Genomic DNA, 18,330 nt, shown 5'->3' with positions numbered 1-18,330 from the left:
TCAGCTCCGGGCGATGCGCTCAAGCGCCGCCTGCAGTTCATCGCGCGGCAGGGTGGACAGCGGCAGGGCCAGCAACTGCAGCATCTTGTAGCCGATGGCCTGGCGCGTGAGCTCGAAGGCCCGGCGCTTGCCCTCGTCACCGCCCTCGGCGTTGGATGGATCGGGGTAGCCCCAGTGCACCTTCACCGGCTGGCCGTGACCGCCAAAGAACACCGGGCAGGCCTCGGACGCTGCGCTGTCGCACACCGTGATCACGATGGACAGCGGCGGTGCCTCGGGCGTGGTGAACTCGTCCCAGCTTTTGCTGCGGTAGGCGGCCGTGTCGATGCCGGCGTGGTTCAGCGCCTCCAGCGCAAAGGGGTTGAGCCGTCCGCTGGGCGCGCTGCCCGCGCTGTGGGCCTTCACATCCAGGCCCTGCTGCGCGGCCAGGTGGTTGAGCATGCCTTCCGACAACACGCTGCGCGCAGAGTTGTGGGTGCACAAAATCAGAACATGGGTGGTCATGGGGTCAGCAGCAAGATGAACCAGAGGATTTGACGGGGATGCCCACCGGCTTGCCGCGCGGGGGGCAGCACGACGCGCTGGCAGCCTCAACGCTGGCGGCAGCAGGCTCGCCCGCGCTGAAGGTGGGCACGCTGCCCAGGGTGGTGAAGTGCTCCCAGGCGATGCCCTGGGGGTCAACCAGCCAGTGCTTGTCGCTGCGGGCGTAGCAGCAGGTGGTCTCGCCTTCGTCGAGCAGGCTCAGGTCGGCGGCTTCGGCGCGCTGCTTGAGCGCGGCCAGCTCGCTGGCGTCGTCCGTCTGGATGCCGAGGTGGTCGATGCCGGGCTCGGCCCCACGCTGCGAGATCGCAAAGTTGACGGCCGGATCGTCCAGCATCCACTTGGCGTAATCGGCCTCTTGCCGGCTGGGTTGCTGGCCGAACAGCTTGCTGTAAAAGCCGATGCTTTGGGCCAGATCGGCCACGTGCAGGTGAACGTGAAAGCGCTTCATGGAGGACTCCTAGCAGCAAACAGTGGGGTTGGTGGCCACCGCATCACAGGGGGTGCCCTGGCAGCAGTGCGCCGTGAGGTAGGCCATGACGCCATTCATGCGGGCAAAATCGGCGCGGTAGATGAGGCGCCGCCCATCGCGCTCTTGCGTGACCAGGCCGGCGTGCAGCAGCTCTTTGAGGTGAAACGACAGGCTGGAGGCGGGCACGGCCAGGTCATCGGCCAGGGCCGTGGGGATGGCCCCTTGGGGGCCCGCGCCCACCAGCGCGCGGAACACGCGAAGGCGCACCGGCTGGGCCAGGGCAGACAGGGCTTGAACAACGTCTTTTTCTTCCATTATTCTATTTTCATGGAAATATCGAAGAAGTCAAGTATTCGATCACGGGCACAATTTGCATTTGCACAAATACATGAAAGGCTTGCCCATGCGTCTGCGTCACCTCACCGCTACCCTGCCCGCCCTGGCCCTGGTGGCCACCCCGGCCCTGGCCGACGCCCCCAAAAAAGACGGCCAATGGCGTGGCCTGGCGGGCGCATCGTTGTCGATCTCGGGGGGCAACACCGAGTCGGCCGCGCTGCTGGCCAATGTGAACGTGGCGCGGCAGGTGGACGGCAGCAAGACCACGCTGCAGGGCTACATCAACCAGGCCCGCAGCAAGGTGGACGGCGAGAAAAATACCACGGCCAACAAGTGGGGTGTGTCGGGCCAACAAGACGTGGACCTGACCCCGCAGTGGTACGGCTTTGGCAAGCTGGGCGTGGACGCCGACCGGGTGATCGAGCTCAAGCACCGCAGCACCGTGGCCGGCGGTCTGGGCTATCACCTGATCCAGACCGAGGCCCACACGCTGGACGTGTTCGGCGGTGTGAGCCACACCCGCTCGGTGTACCGCGAGGCGCAGACGATTGGCGACACCACCGGCACGCGCTTTTCGAACACCGGTTTGCTGATCGGTGAAGAATCCAGCCACCAGCTCAACGACACCGTCAGCCTCAAGCAGCGGCTGGAATACACGCAGGCACTCACGGGCGACAAGCTCAACCTGATGCGCTTCAATGGCTCACTGAACGTGGCCATGACCAAGGCCACCTCGCTGTCGGTGGGCCTGATCAGCACCTACAACAGCAAGGTACCGCCCGGCGTGAAGAAGGTGGACACCTCCTTGTTCACGGGCCTGAACGTCAAGCTGGGGCAGTGAGCCCCACACCAACCACTCGCTCACCAACCGCTCATTCACCACACGGAGGCTTCCATGAGCTTTTTCAGCAAGATCTTGAACAAACTGGGCTTTGGCAAAGACGAGGAAGCCGCGCCTGCGGCAGCCCCGACGGTGACCGCCGCAACAACCACCCCGGTCACACCCGCCGCCCCGGTCACCCCGGCGGCCGCCCTGGCGCCTGCCACCCCTGAGCCCGCCGCACCCCAGGCGGTGGCCGTGGTGGACGTGGTGGCCCAACTGGAGGCCAAGGCGCAAGCCAACCCCCAGAAGCTGAACTGGCGCACCTCGATCGTCGACCTGCTCAAGCTGCTGGAGCTGGACAGCTCGCTGGGCGCGCGCAAAGAGCTGGCCACCGAGCTGGGGTGCCCGGCCGACAAGATGGGCGACTCGGCCCAGATGAACATGTGGCTGCACAAGACCGTGCTGCAGAAACTGGCCGACAATGGGGGCAACATCCCCGCTGATCTGCTGGACTGATCAGCACCGCCACACCCCAACCAACGGAGGCCCTCATGGGTTTGCTCGATCAACTGGCCGGCCAGGTGCTGGGCTCACTGACCACCGGCCAGGACGGCGGCGCCTCGCAGGCCTCGCCCCTGATCACGCTGGCCACGCAACTGCTGCAGAACCCTGAACTGGGCGGCCTCAGCGGCCTGGTGAAGGCCTTTGAAGACAAAGGGCTGGGTTCGTTGGTGGCCTCGTGGATCGGCAAGGGCGAGAACCTGCCCATCTCGGCCGACCAGATCATGGCGGTGCTGGGCCCGGCGCTGCTGCAAAAACTGGCCGACACCAACGGCAGCACGCCAGAACAAGAGGCGGCGGTGGTGAGCGAGGCCCTGCCCCAGTTGGTGGACAAGCTCACGCCCGATGGTCAGTTGCCCGCGCAGCTGGACCTGGGCGGCCTGGGCTCCATCCTGGGTGGACTGGCCCAGGGCTTTCTCAAGCCCTGAGCACCAACCTGGCCTCAGGCGGCCAGGCGCTTGTGCCCATCGGCGGTCAGACCCGCCACATGGGGCTTGCGGAACGACATCACGCCATCTTCCAGCTTGCCTTCGCGCAGCTGTTTTTTGTCCATGGCGTAGTTCTGAAACAGCTTCCAGGGCGCGCGGTCCGCGCCCTTGGGCAGGTAAGCCTCGGCGCGGGCCACGTAGCCTGAGGTCATGTCCAGCAGCGGCGCGGGCTGCACATCGGGGGTGCGCACCGGCACGGCAATGCGCGTGCCGGTTTTGTCCATGTGCTTGATCAGGCGGCACACGTACTCGGCGATCAGATCGGCCTTCAGCGTCCACGAGGCGTTGGTGTAGCCCAGCGTGTTCGAGAAGTTGGGGATGTCGCTGAACATCAGGCCCTTGTACGAGATGTGCTGGTTCATCTGGATGGCCTTGCCGTCCACCGAGATCGCCATGCCGCCAAACAGCCGCAGGTTCAGGCCCGTGGCCGTGACGATGACGTCGGCCTCCAGCACCTGGCCCGACTTGAGCTTGATGCCGTTGCTCACGAACGCATCGATCTGGTCGGTCACCACACCGGCCTTGCCCTTGCGGATGGCCCTGAACAGATCGCCATTGGGCACGGCACACAGGCGCTGGTCCCAGGGGTTGTACGGCGGCGTGAAGTGCTTCATGTCGAAGTTGGGCCCCACCTGGGCCTTGACCTGCTTGAGCAGCAGCCAGCGCATGAAGTTGGGGAAGGCGCGCGAGAGCTTGAAGATGCCCTGCGTGATGAAGTTGTTGCGCGCCCGGCTGATGTTGTAGACCGTCATGGGCGAGAGGAACTTCAACAGGAAGCGCACCATGGGGTCGAACTGCGGCACCGAGACCACGTAGCTGGGCGTGCGCTGCAGCATCGTCACCATCTTGGCCTTGTCCGTCATCGAGGGGATGAGCGTGATGGCGGTGGCGCCAGAGCCGATCACCACCACGCGCTTGCCGCTGTAGTCGAAGTTCTGCGGCCAGAACTGCGGGTGGATGACCTGGCCCTTGAAGTCTTCGCGGCCCTTGAACTCGGGCGTGAAGCCTTCTTCGTAGTTGTAATAGCCCGAGCACATCATCAGCCAGCCACAGGTCATCTGCACCGTCTCGCCGGCGCCTTGATCACCCCCTTTTTGCACCGTCACGGTCCACGTGGCGGTGTCGCTGTGCCAGTCGGCCGCCACCACCTTGTGGCCATAGCGAACGTGGCTGTCCAGTCCGTTCTCGCGCGAGGTTTCGGCGATGTAGTTGCGGATGCGGTGGCCGTCGGCAATCACCTGCTTTTCGGTCCAGGGCTTGAAGTTGTAGCCCAGGGTGTACATGTCCGAATCGGACCGGATGCCTGGGTAGCGGAACAGGTCCCAGGTGCCGCCCATGGTGTCACGGCCTTCCAGGATGGCAAACGATTTGTCGGGGCAATGTGTTTTGAGGTGGCGCGCAGCACCGATGCCGGACAGGCCGGCGCCCACGATCAGCACGTCAAAATGGTTGGCCATGAGGTCTCCACGGGGGACAAACAAAGGTAAAACAGCGCCGTCACCTTGCGACAGATTAAGTGACGACCGATGTTTTCACTTTATATTTGAAATGCGGCATTGTCAAATGCGCAGCATCCGCGTTAACCCTCAATTACTGGCCGTGGCCCCTTGGATGAGGTGGACGTGGGCGTGCATACCGCACACCCCGCCGTTCAGTGCAAGGCGTCCACGTCGGTGCGCGGCCGGATCTCGAAATCCAGACCATACACCAGGGCTTCCAGCATCTCGCGGTCTTCGGCGGGCAGGGGCCAGGCGCCCAGCAGGCGGCGCAGCAGCCGCGCCTCGCCAGGGTCGACAAAACCATCGGCGCTCACCACGGCGGCACACATCTGCGCCACGCGCCGCTGCAGGTCGGGGTCGTCCACCGTGTTGAGCCAGTACTGCACGGGCAGCAGGTCGGCCAGGGTGGTGCGTGGCCGCTTGCGCGCGTGCAGGAAGGCGTCGTGCAACTCGGCCAGCAGCCCTTGCCAGCACTCGCGGCTCAAGCCCAGCTGATGGCAGACCTGCACGCGGTGCAAGGCAAACAGCTCGGCGTCGTTGATCTCGTCATTGGCAAACAGGGCCAGGCCCACGATGCGGCCGGCGGTCAGCGGACTGTTGGGGGGCATGCGCAACTCCTGGGGCACTTGAACATGCACCCAATCTAGACGCGCCACCCGGCCGCGTCCATTCGGATCTTGCGTGGCGATGCTTCGAAAAAACCGAGGTCATGGCGCCCCATCGGCGGGCTTTGCCCACCAGCGGGCATCGCGCGCGCGGGTGAGCTCGTACAGGCCGTACTGGCGGCTCAGTCGGGCGCCGCCGTCGCGGATCAGGGGGGCGTACACCAGGGCTGCCGTGGACGAGCTGGAGCGGGGCAGCATCACGTCAAAGGGGATGGTGACGTAGATGCCCTTGTCGAACGAGCCTTCGCCAAACTGCTCGGCCGACACATTCGTCTTGGTGGCGTAGGCGCCCAGGCTCACGCCGTTGTCGAACACGCGGGACATGTCCAGCGTGGCCCCCACATCGCCCGCCAGATAACGCCCGGCGCTGAGCTTGATCAGCAGGTCTTGCCAGCCGGTGTCCCAATAGGCCGTGAGGTGGCCGGTGTTGACGCGGTAGTCGCGCAAGGACAAGCCTTGCGTGAAGGCGCGCTGCTGCACGGCGTTGACGTCCACCCCCAGCGCGAGGCGGCTGTCCACCGGGCGGTAGAGCAGCTCGCCGCCCACACCGGCGTACATGGTCTCCAGCAGGCCGGCGTAGCCCATGGCGAACAGGTCGTCGCCCAGGGCCTGGGCGTGCGTGATCTGCAGCTGGGGCACCGTGAAGCGGCGGGTGGTGAGGTACTCGCGGATGAGGGTGCGCACCCGGGGCAATTGGCTGGAGCCGTTGAACTTGAAGTTGTCGTAGTTGTCGAGCACGCGCACGCGGGCGGTGCCGCTCACCCAGGTGCTCTGGGCCAGGCGCCATTCGGCCGACCAGTCCACCCCGAGCTGGTACAGCCAGAAGCCGTCGGGGCCACCCAGGTTCTGACGGTAGTGCAGGCCCACGCCCTGCTTCCAGGCGCTGGACTCAGGGGCTTGCCAGGTGGTGGTGGCGGTGGCTGTGGCGGGGTCGGCCTGAGCGACAGACGCTGCCGGGGCGGCAGCCACAGGGCGGCGCTGCACGGCCAGCGGTGGCGCGTCATCAGCGGGCAGCGGCTGCCACTCGGTGCGGGCCTGCACCCAGGGCTGGCGCGCCTGGGTGGCCGACACCACGGGCAGGCCCTGGCGGTGCACGTCCACCACCACCTCGCGCACGGCGGCGGGTTGGCTGGCGTGCACCACCGCCGTGACGCGGTCCATCCAGCCCGATGCGGCGTGCCCCACCGGATCATGCAAGCGCAGCGACAAGCGCTCGCCACGGCGCTGCACCAGGCTGACGCGCCCGCCGGTTTGCACCTCAATGGCCTTGGCCATCTCGGCCAGCGGCACGGCCTGCGCAGGGGCGCGGTCTACCACCGCCGGCATGGGCGGGTCCAGCCGCTTGGGTGTGTTCAGCTCGGGCAGGGCCGCATGGGCCGACACGCTCAGGGTCACGCGCTGTCCCCGCTCCAGGCCCAGCGACAGGTCCAGCCAGGGCCACACGCGGTGCACCAGCGCCACGTTGACGCGGGCCGACTGCTCCACAGACCGCCCCCCTGTGAGCTCGCTGGCGTAATCGATGGGGTCGAGCTCGGCCTTGAGCCACCAGTTGTCCATCGGCATCGCCCACTGGATACCCAGGAAGGGCGACACCGGCCCGGTGAAGAAGGTGCGCCAGTCCAGCGTGCCGCCCAGGCCCACATCGGGCCGCTGACGGCGCTTGAAGCGCTCAGAGACCACCCCCAGGGGGTTGCGCCACTCGCCTCGGCTGCCCAGGTAGCCGAAGGCCAGGCCCGCCGTCAGGTCCACATCGCCCCAGGCCTTGGTGGCCACGATGTACTCGCTGGCAAACAGACCCGTGCCCAGGACGTCGCGCCAGCCCACGGCCACCTCGGGCGCCCAGGCCACGCCCTGCCCTTCGGACCACAGGCGCAGCTTCACGTCGGCGGTTTTGTCTTTGTAGGACTGGTCGCCGGCCACCTCTTGCGGGCCGTAGCGCCGCCCGCTGATGCTGAGGTAGCCAAAATCGACCGACAGCCAGCTGAACGGCTGCAGCCGGGCCTTGAGCTCGGTGTAGGGCAGCGCGCTGGTGACGGTGAGGGCCGCAGTGCCCACGGGCTCCATGCGGGCCGACGGCATCTGCAGCAGGCCGATGCCACCCCAGTCGTTGCTGAGCGGGGGCATGGCGCGCGGCGGCGGTGCGGCAACGACATCGGCACTCAGCGCACGGGGCAGCGCCCAAGGCTCATCGGTGGCCGACGGCGGCTGGGTGGCCAGGAAGGCCACCAGGCGGGCCGACACCTCAGGCGGCGGGGCATCGCCCGCAGCCGGGGCCCACACCCAGGCCCCCGGCGAGACGGTGCGCGCCAGATCGGCACGCTGGTCGGCCGCCAGGCCCATGACCTGCACCTGCCCATCGGCCTGGGCCACCCAGGCCCGCGCGGCGCCCTGCACACCACAGGCCTGCACATAAGCCGGCAGGCGGGCCTGGGCATCGTGCGGCACGCGACACACATGGCCAGAAGGCAAGAGCACCGAGACGACGTCGGTGGCGGGCCAGGCCTGCAGGCGATCACCGGGCTGCAGCCAGGGGTCCAGCTCGGGGCGGGCCTCCAGCAGGCGGGCGTCCAGGCTGGGCAAGGGCACGCGCCCGGTCACGGGCATGCGCCTGACCATGCTGGCCAGGGGTGACCATGAGGGGCCCAGCGCCTGCACCAGGGCGGCCTGCTCGGCGACTTGCGCCTCCTGGCGCGCCCGAGACCACCAGTGCAGCGCGCCAGGGCGAAGCACCACCCCATGGGTGGCCAGCCAGGTGCTCAGGCGCTGGCGCTCGGTGATGGGATGGGTGGACGAGGCCTGGGCTGCGGTCGCTGCCAACAGGCCGGTGGCCAGCGCCATGCCCCACGCCAGGGACCGGCTCAGGGCGGAGTGGGCACGGCGCCCTGGGCGGACCAGCGCTGCCACGTGAGGCAAAAATCGGGTTGCAGGCATTGCTCGCCGTAGATGGGTTCAGGCTGGCCAGGCGCCCACGCATAACGCGCAGGCGGCAGGCGACCGGCCTCGTCTTGTTCTTGAGCCCACCGCAAGGCTTGAGGCAACCAGCCATGGACCTGGCTGTTGGCCGGGGCCTCGATGGGGCGCACGACCAGGCGGTCACGCACCCCCCAACGATAACCCGGCATCTGGTCGATTTCTCGCACCCAGGCTTGGGGCGACGCGTTGGGGGCATCGTCGGGCGCGGTGATCGGTGCGCCGGCCAGCCCGCGCACGTGCAACCAGGCCACCGGGGTGCCTGCCAGGCCAGCCAAACGCCCGTGCTGCAGACGCAACACCTCGCGATCGGCCGAATACCACACGGTGACAGGGCCACCGTTGTTGGCCGTGTCGGCCGTGTCGGCCGTGTCGGTATACCCCCGCGCCAAGTACAGCACCTGACCAGACACCACCAGACGAAGGTAATCAAAATCGGGGTTCAGGCGCGGCGCCTGGCCAGACCCTGCCCCCTGCGCATCCGCCCAGGGCCACAAGGCCTGGGCCGATTGCTGCACGGCCGGGTCGAGGGCCACGCACCCCGACATCAGGCCACCCGCCCCCCAGGCGAGCAGCACGCGCCGACCCCAAACCGACAGGGCCCCGAAGGGCCCTGGTGACAACTGGCCACGCCAGCGCATGCGCAACAACCAGGAACTCAGTCGCCGGTGCTGACAGAACCGCCCGTGGCGGTGGGGCCGTTGTTGCTGTTATTGGATGCCACTGCCACGGCAACACCAACCGCAGCCGCCGCCGCAACCCCCACGGCCAGGGTGCCAGCGGTGATGCCACCGACGGCAGAGGCGCCTGCTGCGCCAGCGCCAGCGGCCGCACCTGCGCCAGAGGCACCAGCGCCAGAGGTGCTGCCTGCACCCGCCCCGCTGGCGGCCTGCGCGAACGCCGACACAGCAAACATGGACACCACAACAGAGACAAGCAGACGTTTCATGAGGCGACTCCCTTAGGTCAAGGAATGGACAAGCCTTCATCATGCATGCTGCAGGTGCACATTGCAATTGCCACATGCCGGAAACAAGCCGGTTTTTGAGGCACAAATGCAGCGTTCGGCGGCATTCAGCCCACCGTCAGTGGCGCCCGAACGACAGGGGCCGACCAGGCCGGCCCGCTCAACCCGCCCGGTGCTGCCCTGGCCTCGATCTGCTCGGCCAGGTACAGCGCGTCGCGCGCCACGCCCGAGAAGCGCCCCGAGCCCCAAGTGTGCAACCACGGCAGGCCCAGAAAGTACAGCCCCGGCTGCGGCGTGACGCCCCGCTGGTGCACCGGCTGCCCCCGCCCGTTGAACACCGGGGCGTCCACCCAACCAAAGTCGGGCTTGAACCCGATGCACCAGATCACCGCCGTGATGCCGGCGGCCGCCAGATCCAACTGCGTGTGCGCCGTGCCACCTTCGGGGTGCCACACCGGCGTGTACACCGACGCAGGCGGCGCATTCAGGCCCCGATCTGCAATGTGTTTGTCGATGGCGGCGTTGATGCCGTTGTAGGTCTTGTCGGCCTGGTCCAGCGCGTCTTGAAGTGTGTTTTGGAAGCTCATCACGCCATCGTTCAAGCCGTCAAGCAAGCCGTACAGCTTCATGCCCTGCAGGGCAAAGGCGCGCAGGTCGATGTCGCGCCCACCGTCACGGCCGGTGACGTAATGGTTGGTGTTGTCGCGCACGCCTTCGCGCAGCGGGTGCTGGTCCACCGGCATGTCGTAGTAGCCCATGTCGGCCAGCCAGTCGACCACGTCGCGGCCTCGGTAAAAGCGTGCGCAACGCGGCGCATCGCCCACGGCCAGGTGAACCTGCTTGCCGGCCAGGTGCAGGTCTTCGGCGATCTGCGCGCCCGACTGGCCCGAGCCCACCACCAGCACGCCGCCTTCAGGCAGGGCCTGCGGGTTGCGGTACTGCTCGGAGTGCAGCTGCACGATGTGCGCGGGCAGGCGCTCCGCCAGACGGGGCACCACGGGCTCGTGATAACCGCCCGAGCACACCACCACCTGGCGCGCGCTGAACGCGCCGGCCGAGGTCTGGATGGCATACAGACCATCGGCCTGCCGCTTGACATGGCGCACCGTGACCCCCGTCATCAGCGGTGGTCTGACCTTGGCCAGGAAGGCGTCCAGGTACTCGATGATCTCGGCCTTTTTCATGAAGCCGTGGGGCTCGGGGCCGGCGTAGTCGTGGCCAGGCAGCTTGCATTGCCAGTTCGGCGTGACCAGGCAGAAGGCATCCCAGCGCTGATGGCGCCAGGCGTGCATGGGGGTGTGCTTTTCCAGCAGCAGGTGGTCGATGCCGCGCTGCTGCAGGTAATGACTCAGCGACAAGCCGGCCTGGCCGGCGCCCACGATGATGACGTCATGGTGTTGGGGCATGGTGTGATCTTTGAAGTTCAGCGTTGATCGGGCTCAGAGGTCAAAGCGCAGCACTTCGACCTGGGCATCGGGTTGGGCCTTGAAGGCCTCGGCCTGCGTGGCGATGGCCGCCCACTGGTCCATGGCGCGGGAGCAGGCGAATCCGTACTTGGCCGCCACGCGCTCGCTGGCGATCGACAGGGCCTGGTGGGTGCGGTGCAGGAAGTCAGGCAATGGGTAGCGCTGGCCAGGCACCAAAAAATCCTGGACCACGAGTGAGGGGGAGTAGCAGTGCGCTTCGCAGCCATCGGGCCAGCGGACGGTGAAATGCATTTCAGGCATGGCAGGGGTGCTCGGTTGAAACAAAACGATGTGAACGGCTGGCCTGGCCGGCGTAGATCGCCAGGTGCTGCTGCGCACAGGCGCGCCAGTCAAAGCGGGACGCCACCTGGCGGGCCTGTAGGGCGTGTGCTGCGCGCTCGTCGGGCTGTTGGCGCAGCCGCCAGGTTGCACGCAGCGCCAAAGCGATGTCGTGCACGCTCAACGGGTCGGCCCAGAAGACCTCGTGCGGCTGCAGGTGCTCGGTGAAGGGCGCGATGCGCGAGACGATGGCCGGTGTGCCGCAGGCCATGGCCTCGATGGCCACCAGCCCGAAGCCTTCTTTGACCGAGGGCATGGCCAAGGCGATGGCCTGGCGATACAGCGCAGGCAACACCCCCTCGGGCACAGGGCCGGTGAGCAACACGCTGTCTTGATGAGGCTGACCGAGCGCCATGCCCTGGGTGCGGCGCACAGCATCGAACTCGGCTTGTGCCTGGGCGTGTTCGAGCACGCTCGCGCCGCCGACGACGACCAGGCGCGCCTCAGGCACCTCCTGGCGCACCATGGCGAAGGCGTGCAGCAGGCGTGCGGTGTTCTTGCGGGCCTCGACGCCGCCCACGGCCAGCCAGTAGGGCGTGCCCGGCCTCAGGCCCCACGCGCGCAACACCAGCGCATCGGCGGCTTGCTGGGCTTCACTGGCATCGGCCTGATGGCGCTGCAGGTTCACGCCATTGCCAACGCGGTGTGCGGGGCGGCCCCAGTCGCGGGCGAGCACGCCTTGCCAGAGGCCGCTCACGCACATCAGGTGCTGAGCGGAGTGAACACCCCGTGCCTGCCACGCGGTGAGCTGGGGCTCATCGAAGGTGTCCAGGTGGTGCACCGTGCGCACAAAGCCACCGATGCGCCCCTCGGCCTGCAGGTCGGCCAGGGCGTTGGCGGTGATGCTGTCTTGCGAATGCACCACGTCGAACGCAGCCAGGTCCAGGCTGCGCAAATGGGCGGCCACGGCCAGCATGCGAGCCCCCACCATGGGCACCAGCGCGGAGGGCAGCTCGCCCAGGGGCGCCACCGACAGGCGGGCCAAGGTGGGCCGAAACAGCCCCTGATCGGGCCGACCGGCGGCGATCACCGTCACCTCGTGCCCCAACTGCACCAGCGCATCGGCCAGCTCCAGGGTGTGCACCACGCCGCCGCGTGGGTTGAGCGAGTGCATCAGCAAGGCGATGCGCAAAGGCGTTTTCATCATGCGTGCGGCTCCTTCGGGTGGGCCGACGGCGCGCCGGCGATGAAGGGCTCGCGTTGCCAGTCCCACAACAGGGCCAGGTCTTTCGAGGCATCACCCTGCAGGCCGCCTCGCTGCAACCACACCCCGCTGCCCGCCTCCACGGTGCCGATGGGCGAGCAGGCCAGGCCCCGACTGATGAAGCGCGCCTGCACGGCCGCCACGTGGCCGGGCGCCACACTCAAGAGGTAGCCATAGCTGGGAAAGGCCTGCAACCAGCGCAGGAAGGCCTCTGGCTCGTCATCATGGGCATGCCCGGGGGGATGGGGCAAGGCACTCACGTCGATGCGCAAGCCCACGCGCGAGCACTCGGCCAACATCAGCGCCGTCCCCAGCACGCCGGCCATGCTGATGTCTTTGGCGGCGCCGCACAGGCCGGCCTCTGCCACTTCAGGCAGCAAGGCCAGGTCGTCACGCAGGCGATCCGCAGGGGCGCGGGTCGATGCGTTCCAGAAGGGGTAGGCGGCCTCCCACTGGCCGCGCAGGTCCACCGCCATCAGCAGGGTGTGGCCGGGTTGGGCGGCAAAGCTGCTGAGCAGGGCTTGCGCACGGCCCAGCACCGCCACCGCCAACTGAGGGCGGGCTGCGCGCTGATTGCTGTGCCCCCCCACGATGGGCACGCCATAGGCGGCCGAAGCCGCCGCCATGCCTTGCAGGATGGGCTCGGCCTGATCGGCACCGGCGCTCCAAATGGCGTCCACCACCGCGATAGGTCGGCCGCCCATGGCGGCGATGTCGCTGAGGTTGACCATGACCGCGCTGTAGCCAGCGAACCAGGGCATGGCCTCCACAAAGTCCTCGACCAGGCCTTCGATGGCGAAGAGCAGGTGGCCATGGTGGTCAGGAATGACGGCGCAATCGTCGCCCAGCATCACGCCTTGGTGCTCGGCCAGTGTCAGGTCGGTGTGGCCACCGGGCAGGCAACGCGCCAGGGTATCGGCCACCCCCGCGATGTCTCGCTTGTGGGCAAAGCCTCGGCTGCTGCGCAGCGCGCGCACCACCTCACCGGTGGACAGCACGGGGGTGGCGATGGTGCTCATGGCGCCACCACCCGCGTGAGAAAGCCCCAATCGGGCGCATGGCATGGCGGGTACTGCATGAGCTCGGCCCGCATGAGCGCATGGGGCCGCCCGTGCAGACTGAGCTCGGACAGGCGGTGCCAGTGCAGGCGCTCGAACAAAGGCACATTGGCCTGCTGCACATGGGCCCAGAAGGTGTGGGCGCCCTGCGCGTGTGCCGAGCACACGGCCAGCCGGATCAAGGTGGCCCCGATGCGGCCCACATGCCGGAACGACGGGTGCACCGCCAGGCGCGAGCCCCACCACACGCCGGGTTCGGGCTGGTGGATGCGCACCGTGCCCACCACCTGGTCGCATTCGCCGGCCAGGCTGGTGCAGGCCACGAGCACCTGGGTCTTGAGCTGGGGGGCCTCGTCCACCTCGTCGCGGTCATCGCCCACGAAGATGCCCTGCTCGACACAGAACACGGCGCGCCGCAGGGCGTGGGCATCGCGGTGCTCCCAACGCTCACTGGCGCGCTTGATGCGAAACGCCACCGGGTGGAAGGTCTGGGGCAGGTCACACAACACATCGAGGCTCATGGCATCGGCTCCTGATCACCTGGCTTCAGGCCAGGGCGGCGGTTTCGTACACCGACAGCGACGAGCACGCGCCGCATTTGCCACAGCCGGCCTTGATGTCACTGGCGCGCAAGCCGGCCTGCACCACCATGCGGCCCAAGGGCTCGAGCACCGCACGCATGAAGGCGGGGTCGGGCGCGGGGTGGCCTTCCAGTGGTGTGCCACTGATGGGCACAAAAGGCACGACGAAGGGATACACCCCCACATCGAGCAAGCGCTGGCTCATGGCCAGGATGTCGTTGGCGCTGTCACCCAGGCCGGCCAGGATGTAGGTGCTGACCTGGCCGCGCCCGAACACGCGCACAGCCGCCTCGAAGGCGCTGAAGTAACGCGACAGCGGCACGCTGGCCTTGCCCGGCATGATGCGTGCGCGCACCTCGGGCGTGACGGCCTCCAGGTGCATGCCCAGCGTGTCCACGCCCGCGTCCTTCATGCGCTGAAACCAGGCGTCGTCATCGGGCGGCTCGCATTGCGCCTGGATGGGCAGGTGCGGCACGACCGCCTTGATGGCACGTGCACTGTCCACCAGCACGGCGGCGCCTCGGTCGGGCGTGGGCGGGGTGCCGGTGGTCAGCACCATGTGCTGGACGCCATCCAGCGCCACCGCTGCGCGGGCCACCTCGGCCAACTGCTCGGGCGTCTTGTGGGCGATGGTGCGCCCCGCCGCCAGCGACTGGCCGATGGAGCAGAACTGGCAGGTTTTCTTGCGGCTCTCGTATCGGATGCAGGTTTGCAGCACGGTGGTGGCCAACACATCGCGGCCATGCAGTGTGGCGATGTGCGAGTAAGGCACACCGTCGGCCGTGTGCCTGGCGTAAAAGCGCGGCGTCGCCGGAAAGCTGATCTGCGCGATCGGGATGCGGCTGTGCTTGAGCGTGCTGTGGCCATGCTCATCCGGCGCATCGGCCACGAACGGCGAATCGAATGCGGGCGCGGTGTGCACCGGCACCATCACCGTGTGGCCATCGATGGTGACGGCCTTGTGGTCGGACGGGCCGGCCCCACCCCGCCGGCTGGGCAGCCCGGCGGAGGGATCCTGCAGGCGCAACCCCTGCGATTGCAACTCGGTGATCAGCGCCCGGGCTTGCGGGCTCAGGGTGTCGGTGCGGGGGGTCAGGACGGCAGACATGCAGGATCCTCCTCGTTGGGGCGACGCAGGGCATGGACAGGCGCCGTGGCGCGGTCGTCCAGGTTCAGACTCAACAACTCGGGACGGGCGTAGTGCCCCACCGAATCCATCATGCGTTTGCGCTTGGTGACCAGGCTCATGTCCAGGTCGGCGATCAGCAGGCCTTCGCCTTCTTTCAAGGGTGGCGCCAGGTGCACGCCTTCAGGCGAGACGATGGCCGTGCAGCAACCACCGCGCAGCGCACGCTGCAAGGCCGGGTCGGGCGTGATGGAGGTGATCTGCTCGTCGGTCAGCCACCCCGTGGCGTTGATGACGAAGCAGCCCGCCTCCAGCGCGTGGTGGCGGATGGTGACCTCCATCTGGTCGGCAAAGATGGGCCCCACCAGCGAGCCGGGAAACTGCGCGCAGTGGATCTCTTCATGCTGGGCCATCAGGGCATAGCGGGCCAGCGGGTTGTAGTGCTCCCAACAGGCCAGTGCGCCGACCCGGCCCACGCCGGTGGGCACCACCTTCAGCCCGCTGCCATCGCCCTGCCCCCACACCATGCGCTCATGGAAGGTGGGCGTGATCTTGCGACGCTTGAGACGCAGCGCGCCCGTCTCGTCAAAGATGAGCTGGCTGTTGTAGATGGTGCCGTGGTCTCGCTCATTGACACCCAGCACGATCACCATGCCATGCCGTGCGGCGCGCTGCGCCACCGCGTCGGTGACCGGGCCGGGCACCGCCACCGCGTGCTCGTACAGCGCCATGTGCTCGGCCCCGGAGGCCATGGGCGGCCGGATGAACGAGAAGTACGGGTAGTACGGCACCAAGGTCTCGGGAAACACGATGATCTGCACGCCCTGACGGGCCGCCTGATCGATGGTGTCCAGCACCTTGTGCAAGGTGCCCTCGGCCTCGTTGAGCACCGGCGAGATCTGCGCGGCCGCCGCCTTGATGATGCGTGCTGGGCTCATGGTCACAAGGTCCAGGTGTCGAGGATGAAGGCCTTCTCTTTGCGGTGCAGCAAGATGATGTCCAGCACGTCGAGCGGGTTGATGGGCTTAATGCCTTCGATCAGCGAACCCTCACCGTGGCCATACAGGGCCTGCAGCGCGAAGCGGCAGGCGTAGACCTTGCCGCCTTCGGCGATGAACTTGGCGATCTGGTCGTTGAAGTTCAGGTGGCCCGGAAAGGCGGCATCACCCAGCTTGGGAAAGCCCCGCTTCACGCCCAGCGTGACGCCCGGGCCGTACAACAGCACCGAGGTGTCGAAGCCCTTGCGTTGCAGGCGCGTGGCCTGCAGCAGGTTGACGAAGCCGATCGAGCCCTCGAAGGCCACGGTGTGGAAGGTGACCAGGGCCTTGTCGCCCGGCTCGGCCTTCACGTCTTCAAAGACTTTTTCTTCATAGTCGACCAGGAAGTCGCCGATGGCGTTGGGGGCTTTGGTCACTGCAGGCATGGTGGGTTCTCCAATCAGGGTTGAGGGACTCTGGCGGAGGTGCAGCCGTTGTGCCAACCGGCACACTCGCCATGCGATCAAGAGGCGATCAAGCCACCCCTGCCTGGGCACCCGCGCCACCGCCCCATCCGGGCGCTGAATTGATCGGCCGATATGCGATCAAGCCGCACACCCCCGCGATGAACCACAACGACGCACAGGCACTCGAACGGCGCAGGCCCGCACAAGTTGTGTGCACACCATGAGGCGATCAACTGGCACGACTGATGCAATCAATGCGGCATGCCCAACACCTTCACCCGCCACTGGGCGCAACGCTTGCGCGACAGCCACAAGCCCGCCTACCTGCTCATCCCTGAACTGCTGGCCGAAGACCTGGCCAGCGGCCGACTGACACCCGGCGATCGGCTGCCGCCGCTGCGCGAGCTGGCCCAGGCCCTGGGCCTGAACTACACCACCGTGGCCCGTGGCCTGGCCGAGGCGCAAAAGCGCGGCCAGATCGACGCCCGCCCCGGACGGGGCAGCTTTGTGCGCAGCGCGGTGCCCGCCCTGCCCTTGCGTGGCGGCACGGCCGCCGAAATGACCATGAACCTGCCCCCCGAGCCCGACGACCCGGCCTTGCTGCAGCGCATGGCCGAGGGCTGCGCCCAGATGTACACCGACCCTCGCCGGCTGCTGGCGCACCTGCGCTACCAGGATTTTGGCGGCAGCCCGGCCGACCGCGACGCCGGCGCCCGCTGGCTGAGCGGCATCATGGGCCCCACGCACGCCGAGCGCCTGCTGGTGGGCCCGGGCATCCATGGCCTGCTGTGCGGCCTGCTGAGCCTGCTGGCCCGCCCCGGCGACACCGTTTGCGTCGAATCGCTCAGCTACCCCGGCATCAAGGCGCTGGCCACGCAGTTGGGCATCAAGCTGCATGCGCTGCCGGTGGACGAAGAAGGCCCCTGTCCGCAGCACTTTGAAGACGCCTGCAAGCACGTGCACCCCAAGGCGCTGTACTGCAACCCCACGATGCTCAACCCCACGTCAGTGACCATGAGCGCCGGCCGGCGCGAGGCACTGGCCGACATCGCCCTGCGATATGCCATCCCCATCATCGAAGACGATGCCTACGGCGCACTGCCCACCAAGCCCCCACGCACCCTGGCCGAACTGGCGCCTGAGCTGACCTACCACGTGACGGGCTTTGCCAAATGCCTGGGTGCGGGCTTGCGGGTGGCCTATGTGCACGCCCCCACCGCCCAGGCCACGCAGCGCCTGGCCGGGGCCATGCGCGCACTGACCGTGATGGCCGCGCCGCCCACCGTCTCGCTGGCCACCCAATGGATCAACGACGGCACGGCCACCGCGATGGTGCAGGCCATCCGCAAAGAAACCAACGCACGCCACGCCTTGCTGCTCAAGCATTTGAGCGACTGGAATGTGTGGAGCCAGGCCGACTGCTTTCACGCCTGGCTGACGCTGCCCGACACCTTGAGCCCCAACGAGGCGGCGTCGTTCTGGCGCTCACGCGGGGTGGCGGCGGTGGCCAGCACCGCCTTCGCCACCAACACCGCGCCCCCCCGGGCCGTGCGCCTGTGCCTGGGCGGACCCAGCACCCAGGCCCAGTGCGAGCAAAGTCTGCGCGTGGTGGCCGACGTGCTGCGGCACCCGCAGCAGGTGCATGCGTCGGTGATGTGAAGTCTGCTCAGTCAAACTGCGCCCCCCAAGTTCTTGGGGGCTCACATCGTCGGCAAGCACGCTTACAGTGGGCCAAGGGGTACACCCATATCAACAAACTCAGGAACTGACATGCTGGACAAAGTACACGTT

Annotated in this window: 20 protein-coding genes; 4 read left to right on the top strand and 16 right to left on the bottom strand. The window is 67.6% G+C overall.

Going from position 1 to position 18,330, the window contains the following annotated elements:
* From WNB94_RS09660 to WNB94_RS09650, 3 genes are read right to left on the bottom strand one after another with little or no spacing between them, the layout of a single operon-like run.
* Window positions 1-504: an arsenate reductase ArsC gene (locus WNB94_RS09660; RefSeq protein ID WP_341390121.1), complete on the bottom strand. Its 504-nt coding sequence runs from the start codon at window positions 502-504 to the stop codon at window positions 1-3.
* Between the two features lie 4 nt (window positions 505-508).
* Window positions 509-991 (bottom strand): ArsI/CadI family heavy metal resistance metalloenzyme, encoded by a 483-nt coding sequence (locus WNB94_RS09655; RefSeq protein WP_341390120.1) that lies wholly within the window; start codon window positions 989-991, stop codon window positions 509-511.
* Window positions 992-1,000: 9 nt separating this feature from the next.
* On the bottom strand, window positions 1,001-1,327 hold the full coding sequence (locus WNB94_RS09650) for an ArsR/SmtB family transcription factor (protein WP_341390119.1): 327 nt from the start codon (window positions 1,325-1,327) through the stop codon (window positions 1,001-1,003).
* 88 nt (window positions 1,328-1,415) lie between these two features.
* Here WNB94_RS09650 and WNB94_RS09645 point away from each other — a divergent pair, with 88 nt between their 5' ends.
* From WNB94_RS09645 to WNB94_RS09635, 3 genes are read left to right on the top strand one after another with little or no spacing between them, the layout of a single operon-like run.
* Complete coding sequence (locus tag WNB94_RS09645; RefSeq protein ID WP_341390117.1) at window positions 1,416-2,189, top strand: DUF481 domain-containing protein; 774 nt, start codon at window positions 1,416-1,418, stop codon at window positions 2,187-2,189.
* Window positions 2,190-2,243: 54 nt separating this feature from the next.
* Window positions 2,244-2,687: a DUF3597 domain-containing protein gene (locus WNB94_RS09640; protein ID WP_341390116.1), complete on the top strand. Its 444-nt coding sequence runs from the start codon at window positions 2,244-2,246 to the stop codon at window positions 2,685-2,687.
* Entirely contained in the window at window positions 2,684-3,160 is a 477-nt protein-coding gene (locus WNB94_RS09635; RefSeq protein ID WP_341390563.1) for a YidB family protein, read from the top strand. The genes WNB94_RS09640 and WNB94_RS09635 overlap by 4 nt, the downstream gene beginning before the upstream one ends.
* 14 nt (window positions 3,161-3,174) lie before the next feature.
* On the opposite strand, the gene WNB94_RS09630 is transcribed toward WNB94_RS09635, so the two are convergent.
* The 13 genes from WNB94_RS09630 to WNB94_RS09570 form a co-directional block, all read right to left on the bottom strand.
* Window positions 3,175-4,677: a flavin-containing monooxygenase gene (locus WNB94_RS09630; RefSeq protein ID WP_341390114.1), complete on the bottom strand. Its 1,503-nt coding sequence runs from the start codon at window positions 4,675-4,677 to the stop codon at window positions 3,175-3,177.
* Between the two features lie 194 nt (window positions 4,678-4,871).
* A complete protein-coding gene (locus WNB94_RS09625) occupies window positions 4,872-5,327 on the bottom strand; it encodes a hypothetical protein (protein ID WP_341390112.1) in 456 nt (151 codons plus the stop codon).
* A 99-nt stretch (window positions 5,328-5,426) separates the two neighbouring features.
* The gene (locus WNB94_RS09620; protein ID WP_341390111.1) at window positions 5,427-8,222 is read right to left on the bottom strand and encodes a YjbH domain-containing protein; all 2,796 of its coding nucleotides are present in this window, start codon (window positions 8,220-8,222) and stop codon (window positions 5,427-5,429) included.
* A 20-nt stretch (window positions 8,223-8,242) separates the two neighbouring features.
* Window positions 8,243-8,995: a hypothetical protein gene (locus tag WNB94_RS09615; protein WP_341390109.1), complete on the bottom strand. Its 753-nt coding sequence runs from the start codon at window positions 8,993-8,995 to the stop codon at window positions 8,243-8,245.
* A gap of 17 nt (window positions 8,996-9,012) precedes the next feature.
* The gene (locus WNB94_RS09610) at window positions 9,013-9,303 is read right to left on the bottom strand and encodes a hypothetical protein (protein ID WP_341390107.1); all 291 of its coding nucleotides are present in this window, start codon (window positions 9,301-9,303) and stop codon (window positions 9,013-9,015) included.
* A 125-nt stretch (window positions 9,304-9,428) separates the two neighbouring features.
* Window positions 9,429-10,727 carry an MSMEG_0569 family flavin-dependent oxidoreductase gene (locus WNB94_RS09605; protein WP_341390106.1) on the bottom strand — a complete coding sequence of 433 codons (1,299 nt, stop codon included), beginning with the start codon at window positions 10,725-10,727 and terminating at the stop codon, window positions 9,429-9,431.
* Window positions 10,728-10,760: 33 nt separating this feature from the next.
* On the bottom strand, window positions 10,761-11,048 hold the full coding sequence (locus WNB94_RS09600; protein ID WP_341390104.1) for an MSMEG_0570 family nitrogen starvation response protein: 288 nt from the start codon (window positions 11,046-11,048) through the stop codon (window positions 10,761-10,763).
* Window positions 11,041-12,273, bottom strand: coding sequence for an MSMEG_0565 family glycosyltransferase (locus WNB94_RS09595; RefSeq protein ID WP_341390103.1), 1,233 nt, complete (start codon window positions 12,271-12,273; stop codon window positions 11,041-11,043). Before WNB94_RS09595 ends, WNB94_RS09600 begins: the two co-directional genes overlap by 8 nt.
* Window positions 12,270-13,325, bottom strand: a complete 1,056-nt coding sequence (locus WNB94_RS09590; RefSeq protein ID WP_445819062.1) for a sll0787 family AIR synthase-like protein — start codon at window positions 13,323-13,325, stop codon at window positions 12,270-12,272. The genes WNB94_RS09595 and WNB94_RS09590 overlap by 4 nt, the downstream gene beginning before the upstream one ends.
* 20 nt (window positions 13,326-13,345) lie before the next feature.
* Complete coding sequence (locus WNB94_RS09585) at window positions 13,346-13,909, bottom strand: MSMEG_0567/Sll0786 family nitrogen starvation N-acetyltransferase (RefSeq protein ID WP_341390101.1); 564 nt, start codon at window positions 13,907-13,909, stop codon at window positions 13,346-13,348.
* Window positions 13,910-13,934: 25 nt separating this feature from the next.
* A complete protein-coding gene (locus tag WNB94_RS09580; RefSeq protein ID WP_341390562.1) occupies window positions 13,935-15,020 on the bottom strand; it encodes an MSMEG_0568 family radical SAM protein in 1,086 nt (361 codons plus the stop codon).
* A gap of 41 nt (window positions 15,021-15,061) precedes the next feature.
* Window positions 15,062-16,033, bottom strand: coding sequence for a Nit6803 family nitrilase (locus WNB94_RS09575; protein WP_341390100.1), 972 nt, complete (start codon window positions 16,031-16,033; stop codon window positions 15,062-15,064).
* A 2-nt stretch (window positions 16,034-16,035) separates the two neighbouring features.
* Window positions 16,036-16,518 carry an MSMEG_0572/Sll0783 family nitrogen starvation response protein gene (locus WNB94_RS09570; protein ID WP_286746034.1) on the bottom strand — a complete coding sequence of 161 codons (483 nt, stop codon included), beginning with the start codon at window positions 16,516-16,518 and terminating at the stop codon, window positions 16,036-16,038.
* A 282-nt stretch (window positions 16,519-16,800) separates the two neighbouring features.
* Between WNB94_RS09570 and WNB94_RS09565 the strand changes: the two genes are divergently transcribed.
* The gene (locus tag WNB94_RS09565) at window positions 16,801-18,198 is read left to right on the top strand and encodes an aminotransferase-like domain-containing protein (RefSeq protein ID WP_341390097.1); all 1,398 of its coding nucleotides are present in this window, start codon (window positions 16,801-16,803) and stop codon (window positions 18,196-18,198) included.
* Window positions 18,199-18,330: the final 132 nt, after the last annotated feature.

Source organism: Aquabacterium sp. A3, from assembly GCF_038069945.1.
Lineage (GTDB): Bacteria > Pseudomonadota > Gammaproteobacteria > Burkholderiales > Burkholderiaceae_C > Aquabacterium.
Note: the sequence above shows the minus strand (reverse complement) of the source record. Positions and strands in the feature narration are given on the sequence as shown.

Coding starts and splice junctions, on each gene's coding strand:
- WNB94_RS09650 (WP_341390119.1), bottom strand. CDS start 1,327: ATGGAAGAAAAAGACGTTGTTCAAGCCCTGTCTGCCCTGGCCCAGCCG.
- WNB94_RS09660 (WP_341390121.1), bottom strand. CDS start 504: ATGACCACCCATGTTCTGATTTTGTGCACCCACAACTCTGCGCGCAGC.
- WNB94_RS09600 (WP_341390104.1), bottom strand. CDS start 11,048: ATGCCTGAAATGCATTTCACCGTCCGCTGGCCCGATGGCTGCGAAGCG.
- WNB94_RS09625 (WP_341390112.1), bottom strand. CDS start 5,327: ATGCCCCCCAACAGTCCGCTGACCGCCGGCCGCATCGTGGGCCTGGCC.
- WNB94_RS09570 (WP_286746034.1), bottom strand. CDS start 16,518: ATGCCTGCAGTGACCAAAGCCCCCAACGCCATCGGCGACTTCCTGGTC.
- WNB94_RS09605 (WP_341390106.1), bottom strand. CDS start 10,727: ATGCCCCAACACCATGACGTCATCATCGTGGGCGCCGGCCAGGCCGGC.
- WNB94_RS09640 (WP_341390116.1), top strand. CDS start 2,244: ATGAGCTTTTTCAGCAAGATCTTGAACAAACTGGGCTTTGGCAAAGAC.
- WNB94_RS09620 (WP_341390111.1), bottom strand. CDS start 8,222: ATGGCGCTGGCCACCGGCCTGTTGGCAGCGACCGCAGCCCAGGCCTCG.
- WNB94_RS09630 (WP_341390114.1), bottom strand. CDS start 4,677: ATGGCCAACCATTTTGACGTGCTGATCGTGGGCGCCGGCCTGTCCGGC.
- WNB94_RS09575 (WP_341390100.1), bottom strand. CDS start 16,033: ATGAGCCCAGCACGCATCATCAAGGCGGCGGCCGCGCAGATCTCGCCG.
- WNB94_RS09645 (WP_341390117.1), top strand. CDS start 1,416: ATGCGTCTGCGTCACCTCACCGCTACCCTGCCCGCCCTGGCCCTGGTG.
- WNB94_RS09615 (WP_341390109.1), bottom strand. CDS start 8,995: ATGCGCTGGCGTGGCCAGTTGTCACCAGGGCCCTTCGGGGCCCTGTCG.
- WNB94_RS09655 (WP_341390120.1), bottom strand. CDS start 991: ATGAAGCGCTTTCACGTTCACCTGCACGTGGCCGATCTGGCCCAAAGC.
- WNB94_RS09610 (WP_341390107.1), bottom strand. CDS start 9,303: ATGAAACGTCTGCTTGTCTCTGTTGTGGTGTCCATGTTTGCTGTGTCG.
- WNB94_RS09585 (WP_341390101.1), bottom strand. CDS start 13,909: ATGAGCCTCGATGTGTTGTGTGACCTGCCCCAGACCTTCCACCCGGTG.
- WNB94_RS09595 (WP_341390103.1), bottom strand. CDS start 12,273: ATGATGAAAACGCCTTTGCGCATCGCCTTGCTGATGCACTCGCTCAAC.
- WNB94_RS09565 (WP_341390097.1), top strand. CDS start 16,801: ATGCCCAACACCTTCACCCGCCACTGGGCGCAACGCTTGCGCGACAGC.